General features: G+C 54.5%; 19 protein-coding genes. 4 read left to right on the forward strand and 15 right to left on the reverse strand.

From position 1 onward, the window contains the following. Positions 1–45: 45 nt before the first annotated feature. The 15 genes from AB4Y96_RS16020 to AB4Y96_RS16090 all read right to left on the reverse strand — a co-directional run bounded on the left by AB4Y96_RS16020 (position 46) and on the right by AB4Y96_RS16090 (position 14,131). Complete coding sequence (locus AB4Y96_RS16020) at positions 46–2,748, reverse strand: type IV secretory system conjugative DNA transfer family protein (protein WP_441918436.1); 2,703 nt, start codon at positions 2,746–2,748, stop codon at positions 46–48. Further along, positions 2,739–3,257, reverse strand: coding sequence for a thermonuclease family protein (locus AB4Y96_RS16025; RefSeq protein ID WP_441918437.1), 519 nt, complete (start codon positions 3,255–3,257; stop codon positions 2,739–2,741). The genes AB4Y96_RS16020 and AB4Y96_RS16025 overlap by 10 nt, the downstream gene beginning before the upstream one ends. Continuing rightward, positions 3,239–4,303 (reverse strand): P-type DNA transfer ATPase VirB11, encoded by a 1,065-nt coding sequence (gene virB11 / locus AB4Y96_RS16030; protein ID WP_441918438.1) that lies wholly within the window; start codon positions 4,301–4,303, stop codon positions 3,239–3,241. The genes AB4Y96_RS16025 and virB11 overlap by 19 nt, the downstream gene beginning before the upstream one ends. Positions 4,304–4,318: 15 nt before the next feature. Beyond that, entirely contained in the window at positions 4,319–5,566 is a 1,248-nt protein-coding gene (gene virB10 / locus AB4Y96_RS16035; RefSeq protein ID WP_441918439.1) for a type IV secretion system protein VirB10, read from the reverse strand. After that, complete coding sequence (locus AB4Y96_RS16040) at positions 5,556–5,777, reverse strand: hypothetical protein (protein ID WP_441918440.1); 222 nt, start codon at positions 5,775–5,777, stop codon at positions 5,556–5,558. The genes virB10 and AB4Y96_RS16040 overlap by 11 nt, the downstream gene beginning before the upstream one ends. Further along, a complete protein-coding gene (gene virB9 / locus AB4Y96_RS16045; RefSeq protein WP_441918441.1) occupies positions 5,767–6,576 on the reverse strand; it encodes a P-type conjugative transfer protein VirB9 in 810 nt (269 codons plus the stop codon). Before virB9 ends, AB4Y96_RS16040 begins: the two co-directional genes overlap by 11 nt. After that, positions 6,573–7,280 (reverse strand): virB8 family protein, encoded by a 708-nt coding sequence (locus tag AB4Y96_RS16050; RefSeq protein ID WP_441918442.1) that lies wholly within the window; start codon positions 7,278–7,280, stop codon positions 6,573–6,575. The genes virB9 and AB4Y96_RS16050 overlap by 4 nt, the downstream gene beginning before the upstream one ends. Positions 7,281–7,318: 38 nt before the next feature. Then, positions 7,319–8,338 (reverse strand): type IV secretion system protein, encoded by a 1,020-nt coding sequence (locus AB4Y96_RS16055; RefSeq protein ID WP_441918443.1) that lies wholly within the window; start codon positions 8,336–8,338, stop codon positions 7,319–7,321. Positions 8,339–8,586: 248 nt separating this feature from the next. Continuing rightward, positions 8,587–8,805, reverse strand: a complete 219-nt coding sequence (locus AB4Y96_RS16060) for a hypothetical protein (protein ID WP_441918444.1) — start codon at positions 8,803–8,805, stop codon at positions 8,587–8,589. Further along, positions 8,802–9,554, reverse strand: coding sequence for a type IV secretion system protein (locus AB4Y96_RS16065; RefSeq protein WP_441918445.1), 753 nt, complete (start codon positions 9,552–9,554; stop codon positions 8,802–8,804). The genes AB4Y96_RS16060 and AB4Y96_RS16065 overlap by 4 nt, the downstream gene beginning before the upstream one ends. A 2-nt stretch (positions 9,555–9,556) precedes the next feature. Next, positions 9,557–10,330: a hypothetical protein gene (locus AB4Y96_RS16070; RefSeq protein WP_441918446.1), complete on the reverse strand. Its 774-nt coding sequence runs from the start codon at positions 10,328–10,330 to the stop codon at positions 9,557–9,559. After that, positions 10,327–12,744 (reverse strand): VirB4 family type IV secretion/conjugal transfer ATPase, encoded by a 2,418-nt coding sequence (locus AB4Y96_RS16075; protein WP_441918447.1) that lies wholly within the window; start codon positions 12,742–12,744, stop codon positions 10,327–10,329. The genes AB4Y96_RS16070 and AB4Y96_RS16075 overlap by 4 nt, the downstream gene beginning before the upstream one ends. Before the next feature lie 8 nt (positions 12,745–12,752). Then, on the reverse strand, positions 12,753–13,058 hold the full coding sequence (locus AB4Y96_RS16080; RefSeq protein WP_441918448.1) for a type IV secretion system protein VirB3: 306 nt from the start codon (positions 13,056–13,058) through the stop codon (positions 12,753–12,755). Between the two features lie 3 nt (positions 13,059–13,061). Continuing rightward, complete coding sequence (locus AB4Y96_RS16085; protein ID WP_441918449.1) at positions 13,062–13,388, reverse strand: TrbC/VirB2 family protein; 327 nt, start codon at positions 13,386–13,388, stop codon at positions 13,062–13,064. Positions 13,389–13,399: 11 nt separating this feature from the next. After that, positions 13,400–14,131, reverse strand: coding sequence for a lytic transglycosylase domain-containing protein (locus AB4Y96_RS16090; protein WP_441918450.1), 732 nt, complete (start codon positions 14,129–14,131; stop codon positions 13,400–13,402). A 402-nt stretch (positions 14,132–14,533) separates the two neighbouring features. Here AB4Y96_RS16090 and AB4Y96_RS16095 point away from each other — a divergent pair, with 402 nt between their 5' ends. From AB4Y96_RS16095 to AB4Y96_RS16110, 4 genes are all read left to right on the forward strand, one after another. Continuing rightward, positions 14,534–15,100: a hypothetical protein gene (locus AB4Y96_RS16095; protein WP_441918451.1), complete on the forward strand. Its 567-nt coding sequence runs from the start codon at positions 14,534–14,536 to the stop codon at positions 15,098–15,100. Positions 15,101–15,219: 119 nt separating this feature from the next. Continuing rightward, the gene (locus AB4Y96_RS16100; RefSeq protein WP_441918452.1) at positions 15,220–15,561 is read left to right on the forward strand and encodes a hypothetical protein; all 342 of its coding nucleotides are present in this window, start codon (positions 15,220–15,222) and stop codon (positions 15,559–15,561) included. Next, entirely contained in the window at positions 15,558–16,010 is a 453-nt protein-coding gene (locus AB4Y96_RS16105; protein WP_441918453.1) for a hypothetical protein, read from the forward strand. Before AB4Y96_RS16100 ends, AB4Y96_RS16105 begins: the two co-directional genes overlap by 4 nt. Next, positions 16,007–16,639: an acyltransferase gene (locus tag AB4Y96_RS16110; RefSeq protein ID WP_441918454.1), complete on the forward strand. Its 633-nt coding sequence runs from the start codon at positions 16,007–16,009 to the stop codon at positions 16,637–16,639. Before AB4Y96_RS16105 ends, AB4Y96_RS16110 begins: the two co-directional genes overlap by 4 nt. Positions 16,640–16,662: the final 23 nt, after the last annotated feature.

Genomic DNA, 16,662 nt, shown 5'->3' on the forward strand with positions numbered 1-16,662 from the left:
TTGCAACGCGCCGGTCCACTGCATCAGAGCGCAGTCATCGCGGGGTCATCCGCCACGTCTCCCTTCCGAATTCCCATGCTGAGGCTTGTTCATCTGAATTGACGCCATGGTCCATGGTTCGTCCGACATGACGACACTCAGACTGGCATTCATGCGTGATAGCGCTCCGGAAAGCTTTGCGATGTCGGCAACACGTCCAGATCCGATAGCTTCCTGCGCGATCGTTGTGAGCGTTGCGACATGATCAGTGGCATTTATAAAGCCATAGTCGATCCGGGTATCATCTTCGCCTTCGTCGTCATCCGTTGGTATGATTGCGCTCGTCGCGGAAAGTGTCGGGATCTCGACCACAAGCTGATCTTCGATCAAAGGATGCTCGGAAAACGGATCGTTTGGATCGCCTGCTTCCGCTCCGGTATCAGTTCCAGCCTCGACGGCAATGATAGAGACGGACGCCGCACTCGGTTGAGCGGTACTGGCCGGTGTCGCGGCTGCTGAAAAGTCCGCAACGACACCCGCATCAGTCGTTAAATCCTCACCCGTCGCTTGCGTTACCACCTCCGCGGACACAGCATCAGCCTGTGTGATTTGCGGTTGCTGTGTCTGAGCATACATTCGCGACCTGCCCTCAGTCACATCACGCCTGACTTCGATCACCGCTGCACGCAACGGTGCTATTGCTGCGATCGCGCGTTTGCGCGCCTGCTTGCCTCTCATATTGAACGATCCATCTTCACCGAGCAGCGGACCGTAATAGTCAGGACTAAGCCGCAGGTTCTGCAACAGATATGCCGCAGCATCACTATCGCGTGCTGACACTGCGTAACGATAAGCCTGGGTGAACCGGTCAACATTGCGATAAACGGAACGTGCCAGATCGATAATAGTACCGGCTTCATCGTCCATAGAACGCTCGTTCGTCTCAGCAACGTCCGATAACTTGAATAGCGCTGGATGCTGCAATGCCACCTGCTGATGACTATCGGGGCCTTGTTCGACGGCTTGTGGTGGTCGCTCCATGAACAGCGGCCATTCCGCTGATATGACAAGCTCCGGCTTTGGCATTCTGGCCGCATAGGAAGCCACCTGTTTGCGCCGTTCGACAAACTTGGCATCGGTGTAAAAGTTCAATTTATTCAGAACCGCGCCGAACGTGCCGCGGATCTGCAGGATCGTGAAATTGTCATCGAGGCGCAAAACGGCATCAGGGTCCATCAGCGGAATGAGTTCAAACCGGCCTTGCGATGCCTGTTTGCTCATCAGCAATCCGCCTGATTTGCCCCACCCTTCCCGCTCGACATATTGGCGGCCGAGATTGATCGATATGATCTTGGCCGTCGTATCGTCGCCAACGGCAATGTTCAGCTTGATATCCATATTGCCGAGCAGCGCATCGCGGGTCTTTGGTCCGTAGCGCTCATCAATCTGCGGAATGTTTTGCGCGATAAGTGCGATGGTCATGCCATAGCCGGCAACAAGCGGTGCACGCTTGATGATCTCCGGAAGACGTTCAAACTGATAGAACTCGTCGAGCATCATCAAAATCTTGTGCGGCTCGTCTTCACCGGGAAGATTACGCAACATGACGTCGTGGATCTGCTGGATCAACAGACGCAATAGTGGTTCAACTGTGCCGAAGTCAGATACGGGGCTCGCAATGAACAGGGAAAACGGATTGCGGCGCAGCTCGCGTATATCGAAATCACTGGCGCTCGTGGCTTCTGCCATCAACAGATTGTTGAATGGAGCCAGCGCCGTGACCACATTGCCCTCGAATGACGGCCGTTGTTCTTCATCCCGCCCGAGATGTTGTTTGAAGCTGTCGATGATGAACTGGTTAAGGTCAGGTTCCGTCCGAAGGATAAGCGCGATGACCGAGGAAAAGGAAACGCCTGTCGAAAACAGCCGCAACACGGAACGCAGGTTGCGCCGGTTTTCCATGGTTTCCGACTCGAGCACATAACCAAGAACACCGGCACACAAGCTGCGCGCCGTTTCCTTCCAGATCGATGTTTCCTTGGTATCGAGCGGAATGAGGCTCGCCGCAAGATTGAGCAGATCGGTGGATCGTTCCGGCCAGCTGCGAACGAAATCAAGCGGGTTCCAGCGATGGGTAAATTTTGAACCCGGCGCGAACACAAAGCACTTTTGCCCCATGGCGAGCCGGGCTGGACCGGTCTTTTCCCAGTTCTCCAGCTTCACATCGAGAACAATGGTGCTGCCCTGATATTCGAGCAGATTGGTCATGACGAAGCCCCGGCCTTTACCTGAGCGCGACGGACCATTGACGAAGAAATGGCTGTCGCCGCTATAGCGGACTTCAGGCGCATTTTTGCCTTTGCCAAAAGTGCCAAGCAGGATTGATTTGCCGGGTATTCCATCCAGCAGTCCGGCTTTCTTCAGGTCTGCAAGAGTTGCAAAGCGCGAACCGTCTGCAGGAGGCTTGACCGCCCATGGCCGCTTTGCCAGAAGAAAACCGCCGAGGCCCAACGCTCCGGCCTGGGCAAAAGTTAAACCAGCTGCAATTGTCCCAATGCGGCTGATACGGGCATCACCCGCAAAGGCTGCAAACTGCTTTGCAGGCATCAAAAAGTCGCCGCCAAAAAAGGCTTTCCACATCGCTGTTGATTTTAAGACGAAGAAGCTCGCACCCGCATAGTTGGCGGACCAGCCAAGGAAAAGGCCGGCAGCGGCGACACAGGGACCAGCTGTAATCAAAGCGATCTTTTCGTATCTCTTCAGCGCCATTGGGAAACCGCTCCACACCAGAAGGAAATTCTTGATGATTTGGCCCTTGCACCTGGCATCCATTTCAGTGCCAGTTTCTCCTGCAGAAGGATCGAACCAATGTCGGAACCATCAGACAGAACAAGCCATCCCAAGGTGCGGCCGTAGCGATCGATCTCTCCCGATCGTTTGACGCTGATAACCTCATCGCTCATGAGCTCACGCAAACGCGCCTTGGCTTCGAGACCCTTTTGCAACTCAAACTCGCAAGTCGGATGCGAAACCTCAGGCGTATCAATATCCTTCAGGCGCACCTTTTCGGCACACCCGCGCGCAAAGCCGGATTCCGGCTGACAGGGTAGTGCCACGGTGTCACCGTCGATCACAATAATCCGATCGCCGTTCAGATTGATCTGGCTTGCACCCCGATCACGGGCGAACGCTGCATAAGTCAGGATGACGGCGCCGAGTATTCCGGCTGTTACGATCAGGATAGCGAGCTTGGCGGCATTCATGAGGATGGCTGCCATTTGTTGAAAAAAATCTCCGTTACACCGCGCCGCATGGTCTCTGGATCGCGGGCAATCTGAATAATGACGGGTACTGCCAGGCGCACGAAGTCGAGCAACTCTCCTTTGGTCATGCCAAGACCCGCCTGCATCGTCATCATGGCAAGACGCTCGTATGCACCGTGCGGATTGTCAGCATGCAGTGTGGACATGGAGCCGGGATGACCGGTATTGATGGCCTGCAGGAATGAAAACGCCTCGGCGCCGCGCACTTCGCCCATAAAAATCCTGTCCGGACGCATACGCAGTGCGGCTTCAAGGCAGTCCTGGATTGTGGTCTTTGCCCTGCCCTGCCCGCCTTTGGAAGCAACAAGAGCAACGCGGTTTGGCTGCCCGGGTTTCAGCTCCGGCGTGTCTTCCACCGTTACGAACCGTTCCCATTGCGGTACGTCCTTCAGAAGACCATTGAAGAATGTGGTTTTGCCCGAGGACGTTCCGCCAGAAATCAGCATGGTCACGCGGTTGACGACGGCAAAGCGCAGGAATTCGCGCAATGATTCAGGTGACGGATCGCGTAGCCTCTCGATCAGTTCCCGGTCGAAATCAGATACGGATTCCTGATCAACGTGCCTTGGGCCGCTGATCTTGACGCGATCAAGACCGCCCATGACCCTGTACTGATCAATGCTCATATCAGTAATGGCCTGCTTTCGGATCGAAAATGCCCCGCCTTGAATAGCGACCGGAGCAAGCACGGCCTGAAAGCGTTCGCCATTCGGCATGGCCGCGGACAGGAGCGGTGTTTCCTCATTGACGTTCTGGCTGGCATTGCCGGCAATCATGCGGGCGAGATTGACAATCGCCTTGGCGGTCAACTCAGGCACTTCGTGCCTGATCATATGTGGCACGCCGCGCTCCTCCACCCAGATTTCACCGGGCCGGTTGCACATGATCTCGATCACATCAGGGCTTTGCAGCCATTGCTTCAAGGGTGCAGCGGCCTGACGCATATAAGTGGACATGCCTGCCCATGTTGCTTCCTGCTCAACATTTGACGATGGCGTCATCCCGCTATCCATTGTTTACTTCACCTCCCACAGGCGCTTTGAAGATCCGGGATGACGAAGCTCATAAAGTGCCTCCTTCACCGGATCCGGATAAAGCTTTGCGAAATTGAGATCGCGGCGGACGAACACCATAATCTGAGTGCCCTGGTCGATATGGATCGTCGGTGGAATGTTGATGGAATCTTTCAGGGCCTGATTGGCCATATCTGACATCGTTTGCGATATCGTCTGCTGCGCCTGCGTTGCTCCATTATTATTGTTGTTGGATCCAGAGCCGGCATTCGAAGATCCGTTCGAATTCAGACCAGCAACAAATGAGGAAACGCCGCCCACAAGCGAAAGCACGGCTGAAGCACCAAAGCGCTCGAGATAGTGCTTGTCGACAATCCCGGCGACACCAGAGCGGCCGAGATCATCAGTGCCGTAAGAACCGAGGGAAACGGACGTTCCGTCAGACCGCAGCGCCCGCGTCCACACGATCAGGACACGTGTTTGTCCGCGCGAAAGACCGCTGCGGTATTCGCCGGTCAGCATCGTGCCTTTCGGTAGAAGGACACGGCGTCCGTCAAACGAATAGATGTCAGACGAAATCACCGCCCGGACCATGCCCGGCAGGTCCGATTGGATAGTTGTTTCCAGAATGCCTCTGATAAGTGTCCCTTGCGGTATGAGCGCATCAATCCGGTGGTTCTGCGTGGCATCCACCATCTCGACATCCTGCGCCGCGGTTCGGCCGAGGAAACGGCGGTTGGCGTCTTCTTCGGGTTCCATACCTGCAGACGATCCTTGCGCACTGTCGCCGCCAAGCGAACCGGCTCCCTGCCCGACAGCACCATCCAAGACGAGCATATTGGAACGCAGTCGTTCCAGTTTGCGCGCCTCTTCCTCACGGCGAAGGCGCTCCGCCTCTTCAGCTGCACGGCGCGCTGCACCATCATCAATCTGTACCACGGGCGGCGCGACGACCGGAGCCACACCCGGCTCAGGTGCAGGTGGCGGCGGTTCGATGACCAGCCGGTTGTCCGCTGGCTCTGATGGTGCGCTGAAGGAAAGGTTCGGTGCCGAGCTTGCCGTGCGAAATTCCTCATCCGAAGTCAGCGCCGTTTTCGCGGACGGTTTCAGATAAGAGGTATAGGCGGCATAGCCAAGCGCGCCGATCGCCACCGTCACAAGTAAACCTGCAACGAGCGGGTTTGACCGCCCGGTACTCTTGATTGCAACCGTATCGCCAATGCTTGCTTCGCGTTCAAAATCAATTGTCATGGCCCAAGTCCCCGCTTGTGACATCCAGTGTTTCGGAATTTAGTGCCTGTACATTTCTTGTCGGCACTGGCCCGCAAGCCACGGGGTGGAGTGCTTCGGGCCAGTGCCGGTCCCCTCGCCGCCGCTTCATCTCGACGGCAAGGAAATAGCTGTCATGTGCATCACGGGTTGCGTCATAGGTTTCTTCAATGGGCTTGAGATCACCGGTCATAGGCGCGGCCCCCAAAACTGTTGCCTGGAACAGCCCGTTTGCCGGTCAATTTCATATTGAACACACAGGTTGCGACCTTGCCGCTACGGAGCGTCCATTGCCTGGCGACCTTATCAACGACGATATAATTGCCCTCGCGGCGATAATTGACGAGGGTTTCACTTCCGTCTGACTTGACGGCGAAGATGCCGGGCACTTCGCCCGTGAACTCAAAAAACGTTTTGGTCCCGTCATCGGCTACCGACGTTGGCTTGTTTTCCTTATCGCCCTTGTAGCCATAATCGTAATTGACCTTGAGAGGATCCGAGAGCGCAGCCCGCACGTTGGGCATGGCCGCATTCAGCTTTGCCTGTGCCATCAGTTTTGCATCCGCTTCATCGTCGGGGTAGGAAAAGCGAAGTTTGATCACAGCGCTTCGCGAATTGCCGACAGGAGCGCCTTTCATCATGAAGTTGTAGACACGTTTTGACGTGACAACGTTCATGTTGGTCACGGCATTCGGTTCCAGCGGCTTGATGAACAGGAACTTCTTCGATTGATCGGGAACCGCCTGCCAGCTCTGGCTGTCACCCATGGCGACGGTTGCAATCTGCTCATCATCGTTGAAGACGACCATTGTCGAAACGCCCATCATTCCCGACAGGAAAATGATGTTGTCCTTCTGGTAGGTCACGGTGCGGATACGCTCGTCGGCCTTGACTGATTTTGGCGTACTTTCGGCATAAGCCGTGCTTGCCGAATATCCCATCACCGCGCAAAAGGCGCTGCACAGGAATGCAGTGCGAACGCGAGGTATCATGGTTTTACCTCGCGAACTTCGGGTGTAATCGTTTCCTGATCGCGGCGGTATTCGGTCACCTGAAACCCGAGCGGGTTATCAAACCGCCAGTCATTGCGCATGGGCTCCGATGTGTAACGGAATCGCACATTGGCGACCCAATGTTCAATGACAGTCCCCTGCACGCTCGTGCGTGTTGTGGAGAAGCGTGCAGCCGCCGTCTTGTCATTCAGAAAGATAATGCTCTTGATCTGCACCGAAACAATTGCATTCGGCCCGAACGTTTTCATTGGATTGTTGGGGTTTGATCCGGCGTAAAGCCCCGCCAGATCCGCAGCAGCCTTGCCGGTAGAATAGAGTGACGCGAGCTCAAAATTATCGCGCAAACCTTTCGGATCATAGGTTTCGCGGGCTCGGATAAAACGAACGATGTTTGCCCTGGTCACTGCTTCGTTTTGCGTAAGATCACCGCCTGCATGAAGCGGCTGGCTTGCTTCGACATAGCCGGTCGTCTTGTCTACCTGCAGGACAACGACGTCGAATGATTTTAGTGGAAGCATCACCCAGAGCAGGCCGATTGCGGCTACTGATGTTGCGCCCATGCAGATTGCGACAGTACGCCAGACACCGCGCGAAATCGCGACGGAACGGTATACCGATTTCTCCCAACGCTCGCCGTCGGCATAATACTTTTGGTCAATAACAGCTGGTTTGCTCAAAGACATAGTTTCCCCGTTCAATTCACTGGCTCCTTCGATAGATGTCATCGACGTGCATTCCTCGCGGCTGCTTCAACCTGGGCGAGCTGTGCATTTGCACCGTGCATACTTGCGGACGATCCACTATCCCCGTTAAGGCGACCCTGCAGGGCATCAACGCGATTGCTTCCGAAGCGGCCTATTGCTCTTGCGGCATCTCGGATGCCCGTATTGCCGCGGTCCAGGCGCGCACCACCGGAAATGCCGTGAGCCAGATGCAGTGATTGCTTCAACACCAACGCTGTAATGACGCACATCAATAGGAATGGAGCGATAACAGTCATGGCGGTGTCGGCGGTCATCCCCTGAACACCAGACAATGTGTCCTGCAAAAGGAGCAGCATCACGCCGAGTAGCGCGTAAACGATGATGGGTAACAGCGCGTATTGTGCGAGCGATCGCATCCAGCCGTCAGTGATGTGCGACGTAAAATTGAACATAGCAAAACAAAGAATAATCGGCCCGATCGCCAGCAAAGTGAACATCGTCATCTTGCCAATCATCAGCAGCACGACTGCGATAGCAATCAGTGCGCCGACGACAGCCATGACGAAGATTGCAAGGATCATCAGGCCAACACCTGTCCAGCCCCCGGCTGACGAGATAGTCTTTGACGCTTCCAGTCCTGCCGTCCAGATATCGGTCAAGCCTTGGCTCATGGATGAGCTACTGGAGCCGCACGTTGTTCCGCCCGCCGCCTGACACACCAGTGTCGCCATCGCATTGGGAGCTTCTATTAACGGTGTGACAATCAGAGGTTGATAAGTTCCCCAGGAAAAGATGAAAGCATAGATAAAAATGAGCTTGCCAAACCGCCAGACAAAGGCACCTGCGGTCATCTGTGCCCGGCCGAATAGCATTTCATAGCCCCACCAAACGACAAAGCAGGTCATCCCGGCAAGATATACAGGCAACAGAGCTGTACTCAGTGTATTGTAGAGGTTCTGCACCATTGCGGTGCCCATGCTATCGACCTTGCCGAAGAGACTCGCAAAGATGTCGTTGTTGAGTGCCGGTCCAGCCATTTTTCAATTCTCCAGAATGTCCGAAACATGTGGAAGCGGTGCAACTGGTGTTGCTGGGAGTAAATTGACCTCAAGCATTGGTCCGCAATCAATCGACGCGTAAGCGGAACCGGACCAATAAGAGGAAGGCCGCAACGCCGCCGAACAAGGAGCCTTTAACTCCTTGTGACCTGCACATGCTGGCAGAACCAGCAATACGAGACCGACAATGAGTACCGCGACGAGCTGATCTGGACGGCAGATTTTTGTCATGGCTTCACCAGACGTGCCTTTGACGGATCATAATCCATGATCTTCTTCGTCTTCTCGGCAACTGCCTTGTCAGCGTCCAAAGACTGCTGACGTAGCGATACGTCGTCTTGAATCACGCCGGAGAGATCAGAAAGGGCATAGCCGAAAAACAGCAATGCCCCGGCGAGGAGCAGGATCATTTTCCACTGACCCAAAAGCCCAAGGAAATGCATCATGGTGCTACAAACCTCGCCTTGGATGGATCGTAGCTCATGACTTTCGCCGCCTGCGCCTGTGCAGCCAGCTCCTGCATCTGTTGTGCATTCAACGCCGCATTGCCGGCATTCATGACGCCGATCAGCTCGTTGACGGTTTGCGCAGTCTGCGTCTGCAACTGCGAATTCTGGTCAATCGATCCTTTGATATCCGGTGCTGTTCCAATCAGCTGCCCGGCCTGCTGAAATGCCTGGGTCCGTTGCTGCGCACTGGACTGCGTGCCCGAAATCATCCCCTGCAAAGCGGTCGCGGTGTTCACCGCACTCTGATACGCCTTGTCTGATCCGGAGAGGCTTTCAGAATCTGTCTTACCCGAAAGCGATTTCACCAGATTGAGCGCGTTCAAGATGGTGGCGGCGGTTTTGCCGAACTCACCCAGATTGCCCCAGGACATCTGTCCACCCATGAGCGAACCAAAATCCGGAGCGCCGCCCATCGAAAAACCCGAACCGAGGGCTGCATTTGCAATATTGGAAGTTGAGCGGTTTCCCGTTACAGCTTCCAGCGTCTTGTTGACCGTATCGAGAATATTGCTGTTTGATTTCATAATCTCGGACGTATGTGCGGCTGTCTTGGTAGCCTGTTCGAGTGTCGCATCGTCCTTGACAGGCACTTGAGCATTGGCACTACCGGCAAAGGTCAGCGCTCCGATGATAAGGCCGGCACCAATGCCGATGCTGCGGCAAAGAGTAGTTGTCCTGAGTTGCATGATCAGTTTCCTTGGCTCGGGGTTACAGTTGGGTTGGTCAGCGCGTTCTTGGCTGCTTCTGCCTGAAGCCGCGCCAATTCCTTTTGAATTGCTTCAAGGCTTGTTGTGTCAGTCGAAACCGTCTGCGAATTGTCGGACTTTGCCTTGTCGTCATCGACGATTTTGGCTTTGGAGCTGTCGTAATCCATGATGTTGGCTGCTGCACTGGCAGCTGCAGTCTGATCGAGCAGCTGCTGGTTCTGTAGCTGCAACCGAGTTGTCCCGCCCTGCACCGCCTGCCCCCACAACCCCGCCTCTGACAGTCGGCCGGATGAATTTTGTTCGAACGCGCCCTGGATAGAATTGACCGAACCGATGGCCTGACCCTGACCAGCCAAGCCACTCTTGTTCTGCTCAATGGCAGCACTCACTGCACTCAAGGCATTCAGGACCTGTCCGGCATTATTTGACTTGAGTGACGCAACGCCGCCTACAACAGCCATGATGCCGGCAAGATCCACACCGCCAACGTTCGTGCCGCTGAGTGCGCCACCCATAATGTTACCGTTGCCCGATTGCGACAGCGATCCGCCGCCGCCCTGATCGGCAAAGCTTCCGCGAACGCCATTGGTGGGGCTTTCGGTCCGCTGTTTGTACGTGCGCGCCCGCTCCATACAGGTGCGTGTATTGGTTTCCTTGACGGTGCGTTCCGCATCATTGGTCGGAACCTGTGCAATCGCCGGAAATGACAATCCAGCAATAAGACATGCAGCACCTGCTCGCAGGATCATGGTCATGCTTCAGTCCTCCATCCGCAAAAGAAAGGCAGCCAGTTTTCAGGGTTGTCGCCATGGCGTTCGCGTAAGTCAGCACACTCGGTAACGCTGGCTTCGTTACCGGAAAGCACCTTGACGAAATCGAGCATCCTGGAGAGATCAAGAGTGGCGATCACACTGTCGTGGTCATGCTTGATGAGGAATTGGCGGGCTTCCTGCGGTGTATTCAGCACCCAGTCGAATTCGGCCCGGGAGAGCTTGAAGCCGCGCATATAGCTTTCTTCATCGGCCTTCTGATTTGGAAAGAAGATATTTGTCGGCGTCTGCTCAAGCAGCGTGTGTGCCATCTTGGATGACACAATGTCCTTGGCTGATTGCGTACCGAAGCCGACAATACCGTTGAGCTTGCGGATGGTTTTTAGCTTGTCAGTGACGAACCCGGAGAACTTGTCGTCATTAAGGATCTTCCAGCCCTCGTCGATAAACAGCATCATCGGCGTCTTGCCGTCGAGCATGCCTTCGATGCGATGGAAGATATAACCAAGCGCCGCGGTCCGGATATCCGGATCGTCAAGCACCTTGGTCAGATCAAAGCCAAAGATACCTTTTTCGTCATCCCACACATCAACCGGATTGTTGAACAGCCAGCCGCGGGTATCGCACCAGACATCAAAGCGGGATGCGAGATCGTCATGCCCTGCCTGTTCGCCGCCCCGCAGAAGATGCGAGACTTCAGCAAACTTCCGCTCGTGCACCGGGATCTGGAAAATCTGGTGAACGGCAGATTCCAGAATTTTCTCCTGCTCGGCCGACAGGTCTTGCCGTCCATCCCGTGGCCGAACAAGAAAGCGCAGGAGATCGAGCACAAATGCCCGATCGCTCGTACTTCCAGCCAGTTGCAACGGATTGAACCCAGTAGGTACGCCCGGTTCCAGGACTTCGTACTGGCCACCCATGGCGCGAATAAAGACGTCGGCGCCGCGGTCCTTGTCGAAGAAGGCGCAGCGAGGTTGCGGGTGTATCCGCATGGCTTGCGCCATGAGAAACGAAAGTCCGACCGTCTTACCGGATCCTGTAGGGCCGGTTACGGTGAAGTTGCCGACCTGACGCCGATGGAAATTGAAGAAGTACGGTGTCATCGAAGTCGTCTGCAGCAACGAGATCGCCGGTCCCCAATGATTGCCGGATGGTTTGCCGACCGCAAAGTTGTGGAAGGACGCGAGGCCGCAAAAGTTGCGCGATGAAATCATGGCGCGGCGGGCAATGTAGGCAAAGTTGCCCGGCAATTGCGCCCAGAAAGCCGGTTCAGCGTTCAAGTCTTCACGAACTGAAACCATGCCTGTGTTCTGGATTTCTTTGGTGACCGCCTGGACGCAGGTTTCCAGCTCCTTCAAACTGTCGCCTATCGCCATGACAGTCAGGTGGTGATATCCCATGACAGCGCGGCCGTTGACGATCTCATCCCGTGCCGTGTTAATGGCTTGTTCGAGTGATGTACCCGCCTCGTCAGATGCGGAAATCTGGCGCTCGATCTTGGCAATTTCAGCCATGACGGGTGCGCGGTCCTGCAGGGCGAATGACTGCGTTGCGATAAACTCACCCGGTATCTTCAACAGGCCGTCGAGAACACCTGACACAGTCCACGAAGTATATTCGCGCACGGAAATCATGGACGCAAACCGCGTTTCGCGATCCACAGCCCCGCGCAACTCCAGTTGTTTTTTGCCGAAAGTAATGCGGCGCGTCGGCAAATACTCATCAAGCCCCATGCGCGGCAGGAGCATCGGTATTTCCTGTGCGCCGTTCAGCAGCTGTGCCAGAAACTCCAGCGGTTCGGAAAACACGCTGCCACTGCGTTCCACGACTGTCAGAATGCGCGATCCATATTCGGCCATATCCTTTTGAATATTGGCGACCTGTTCCCGTAGCTCCTGCCTTGCTTCGTGATCAAGCACTTCGGACGAAGCACCGGCCGCCTTGCGAAAGCGCGATACGAACGAATCTGCCAGGCCGACCTTGCCCTGAAACCCCCGACGAATGACTGTCAGGTAGAGGTCATTCACATACATGCGCTTTTCAGCCAGACCTTGCATGTAACGTTCATTCAGGTCGCGGCAGAACGGATTGGAGAACGATCCCGTTGTATGGGGAATGATCCTCCGCCGAATGATATGGCTGTAAACAGCATACCTGGAGTCGCTGAGTGATCGCATCAGCGTGTTGCGCACATTGGCTTTCATGTCGATTTCGGATTGATCAGCTGTCTGATGACAAAAACCATCAATCTTGATGATCGACAGGATCATGCCATCCTTGGTGCGCAGCGTGTTTTCGTCAACGTGCCGTACATAAGGCACGTGAGAAGAAATCTTCTTCTCACGTGCTGCAATCGCACCAAATTCCAGAGATCCACGAACTGCCCGCTGTATGGCCATTATTTCCCTTAATGCGTGTATGAGTTGCCGCCCCAGAAGCGGCGGTTACGGGTGCCTGCACATTTCGAAAGACGGACGCGAATAATATCGACCAGACGGACGTCCTTGATCGTCAGCACGTAAGAAGCCGCGTGCATCGGAAGGATCAGCAGGAACATCAGAAGGTTTTTGGTGTTGAGAAAGATCATCAACACCAGAACGATTTCCGCCACGAACAGGCCCCATGGAATGCCCCACAACATGCGCGGGCGGGTAAGCCCGAGCACGAGCGGGACCGCCTGCGGCTTTTCCCGATCTGTAGCTTCAGTGCTCATGTCTTAGTTCCCGATCCCGCCAGAGATCGAAGAAACGAGCTGTGCACCGCCGAAAATGAAGGCGACGCCCACAACGATCGAAAACAACCATGACCATGGAACGCGGCTGGTCAGGGCGAGATACCCGACAGCACCAACCGCAATTGTTGCAGCCGTTGTTGCAAATGTGCCGGTCATGAATGTGAGGACTTGCTGGAATACATTGTTGATCGGCTGGAACACATCCCCGCCGGCAGCGGCCGAAATTTCCGGATTACCGGCAACGGCAAAAGCGATCATAAGCGCAGTACAGCTTACGTTCATAACGCGGGTTTTATTGATGAACTTCATGCTTTTCTCTCCTATTGAACATAGAGAACCGAACCGCTAATCCATTGCTGGCGATCGGCCAGCCCCCCGGATTTGGTGGTTGTGGTTTTGGGTTGGTTGATGGGGATGGGAGATCCGTCGCTGACATCCTGAACAGGTAGTTCAGTGACACCGGATGACTGCGGGGCCATGTTGTTGGCCGCAACATTTGCCTTGGTGCGTTTGCCGCCCTTCAGCGAATTGTCAAAGCCATAATAGGCATTGGTAACGCGCGCCGTATAATTGACTGTTTCGGATATAGACGGGATACCGCCTGATTTAAGCACACGGTCTTCGCCGGAATTATAGGCAGCAATCATCAGCATGATATTGCCGCCGAACGTCGCGTTAAGGTCCTTCAGGAAAGCGATGCCACCGCGAATGTTCTGAACAGCATCGCAGATATTGGTGACGCCATACTGCGCTGCTGTTGCGGGCATCAACTGCATGATGCCGCGAGCGCCTGCGCTTGAATTCACATTGGCACCAAATCCGGATTCCTGATCTGCGATCGCCAGAGCGAGCTTTGCGTCGGCATTTTGCCGCTGCGCCTCGACCTCAATCATGGATTTGACAGCAACCGGATCAATTTCGCCGTCCCGGCAGCGCACGCTTGATCTGGCCGGTATGTTTGAAGTGCCAGAATTAAATGAACGGACAGCTGGAGCGGGCACGACATTGCCAGCCTGTCCCGCAACTGCGACGGAAACAGGCGGTATTGGCATAAACATATCCGCACGCGGTTGAGGAGCGTCGGGAGTGCTGAGGGCTGAAGCCTCTATAACCCTCTTCGTAATGAGGTCCGAAGTGTGGTCTTGAATAACAGTAACCTCGACCGGAAAGCCATTCGCAACGACTTCTGAGGAGCCCGCTAAAACCGAGCCATTCAACGTCAGGATTGTCGCGCCAATAATGGAAGCTCGCCGAGTCATTTTGCCTTCCTTGCTCTTTAAAYACGCAAATAAGTGATATATAAGCCTAATTGAACTTTCGATACGAGCCGCCAATATCTTTAGCCGTTGACTGAAAAAGCATGGTGTTTGTCGAGATTGACGGGCCGTATCATCATATATATACTGAAATATAATCCTATCAACTGATATTTTTGGCAAGAGATGAGGCGCAACATGAAAAAACGGGTGAGTGGCTTTTTGGCATCGATAGGTGCAGCGGGATTATCCCTGGCAGCTGTATCTCCATCGCAAGCGGCAGATGCTTCGTGGGGATGTCAGGTTCTACTGTGCGCCGCTTCGGAGAGCCCCTCATGGCATGGCGTACCCTATTGCGTCCCGCCCATGCAGAAGCTGATTGCAGCCATGTCGCTTCCCGGCTTTTCCTGGCCCATCTGTAAGGAGGGTAACGCTGGTAAACCCGGTCTTGAGCCTTATGAGCCCTGCCCTGCAGGATGGACAGCAACAAGTTCAGACTCTTCATCGGGCCATGGATCGAGCAGTGCACAGAACGTGTGCACCCGCTCTTTAGGGCGTTGCAACAGCAAGGCTGCGCGTAACACCGTTAGGGGTGCGGGGACAAGCATCGAGACAAAGGAAGTCTATGCCGAGTCCGGGCACAATGGTTCTTCCTGTCAGATCGTTCAGACCCAGCCACGCAAATTGCGGGCCAAGCCATACTTCTTCGACATCCCCAATAGCAAGGGCGTGAAGCAGCGCTTCTGGTTCGATTTGAACAAGTAGACTCTTCGGCTTACGAAAGTTCTAAAAATCCAAGAAAAACAGAGACATGAACACAGTGGTAGATTCCACCTCCATCGTAAAATTGCTATACTGGCCTTGCGAAAAAGGAGCTATCCACCATGCGTAATGATGAAATACAGGAACAGGTACGACAGGTATACTATCTTGATCCTGTAAAGCCTGAAGGGGCCGGATCGATTGGACCGGCCATACTGGTCTTAGGGGCACTTGCGACAGCAGGACTTTGGGTAAATGCTTTAGCCCAGTGGGTCCTGACTGTCTCTGCAAACCCACTCTCTCGACCCTATGAAACAGTCATCATCGTCGTAATGGGCTGCGTCGCGGCTTACTACGCCTGGCGAACCGTGCGCATGGCTTATCTCATGTTCTGCGCGCTTTGTTTTCTCTCTTATGACAGCGGGCGAAACATCCTGCTTTATCTCCAAAGGAAATGCCGATGAAACCCAAGTACCGATTTTTAATGTCTGCTATCTCAATCTGGGTGTGCCTGCCATCACTAACGGCTCAGGCCGAGGATGGCTATAAATTCAACCTTCAGCTGACGACTAAGAATGCCAGCGAGGATCCCGACAAGGTTTGGGATGAGAAAACTCTCACCGGATATGGTGAGCCCCCCGTTCACCCGGACATCTACACTGCCCGTATTACCACGCCGGCTGGAGAGTGGCTGCTGTCGCAAACAAGCGGCGATTGCAATATGCAAACCGTATGCACCACAGTACTTGTCCTGAAAACACCGGATGGCAAATCCAAGATCGTTGCTTATCCGCGGGTGTCACTTGGTGCAAGTGCGACGCTTTCGCTCAACTATCGCAGGATTACTACCGAGGAACTTGACGAGGCTGCCAAAGCATTCACAGGCTCTTACGACGTGGAACCTGTGAAATGAGAAAAGTCAGCTCCTTTTTCGCAAATGCTGGTTTCCTCTTAACGTTCACAAGTTCGATCGCGATGGCAGGGCAAAATGCCGTTAGCCTCATGGCAGCGGGCTTTCCCTCTCAGTGTGCCGAATATGGTGCGAACGTTTCCTCCAGTGAAGGTAATTGGAACAGTGTCGGCACCAGTAACGGCTTTAGTTGTTATGGCGCGTTTCAGTTTTGCAGCGCCAAGAATAATGCTGGCGGAGGGACATTCGGCAAATACTATAACGGCACTCCAGAACAATTTTTGAACGATCCGTCTGCACAAGTGAATGCATGGCTGCGATACCAGAAAAACGAATGGGCTACCGCGCAAAGTAATGGTCTGACTTCCGCTATCGGTAAACAGGTCTGCTACAACGGCACTTGTGCTACTCTCACTCAGTCCTCAATTCTGAAGGCATGTCAGTTCGGCTGTGGCAAGAATGGCAAGCTGGATAATCTCGTTGATGCCGGGATGGACTGTAATGCTGCCAGTACCAAGGACAGCAAGGGCACCAGTGTTTGCAAGTACCTGATTTCAGGCGCAGGCTATGACGTGAGTTGCATCACCAGCTCTAATGACGGCGTGAATTGTGCTGGCCCGGCTAAACCGTAGGGCCGAGCGGACGAAGCCGCCAG

Origin of the sequence: Phyllobacterium sp. TAF24, assembly GCF_052113785.1 — a bacterium.
In the GTDB taxonomy this organism is placed as follows: domain Bacteria; phylum Pseudomonadota; class Alphaproteobacteria; order Rhizobiales; family Rhizobiaceae; genus Phyllobacterium.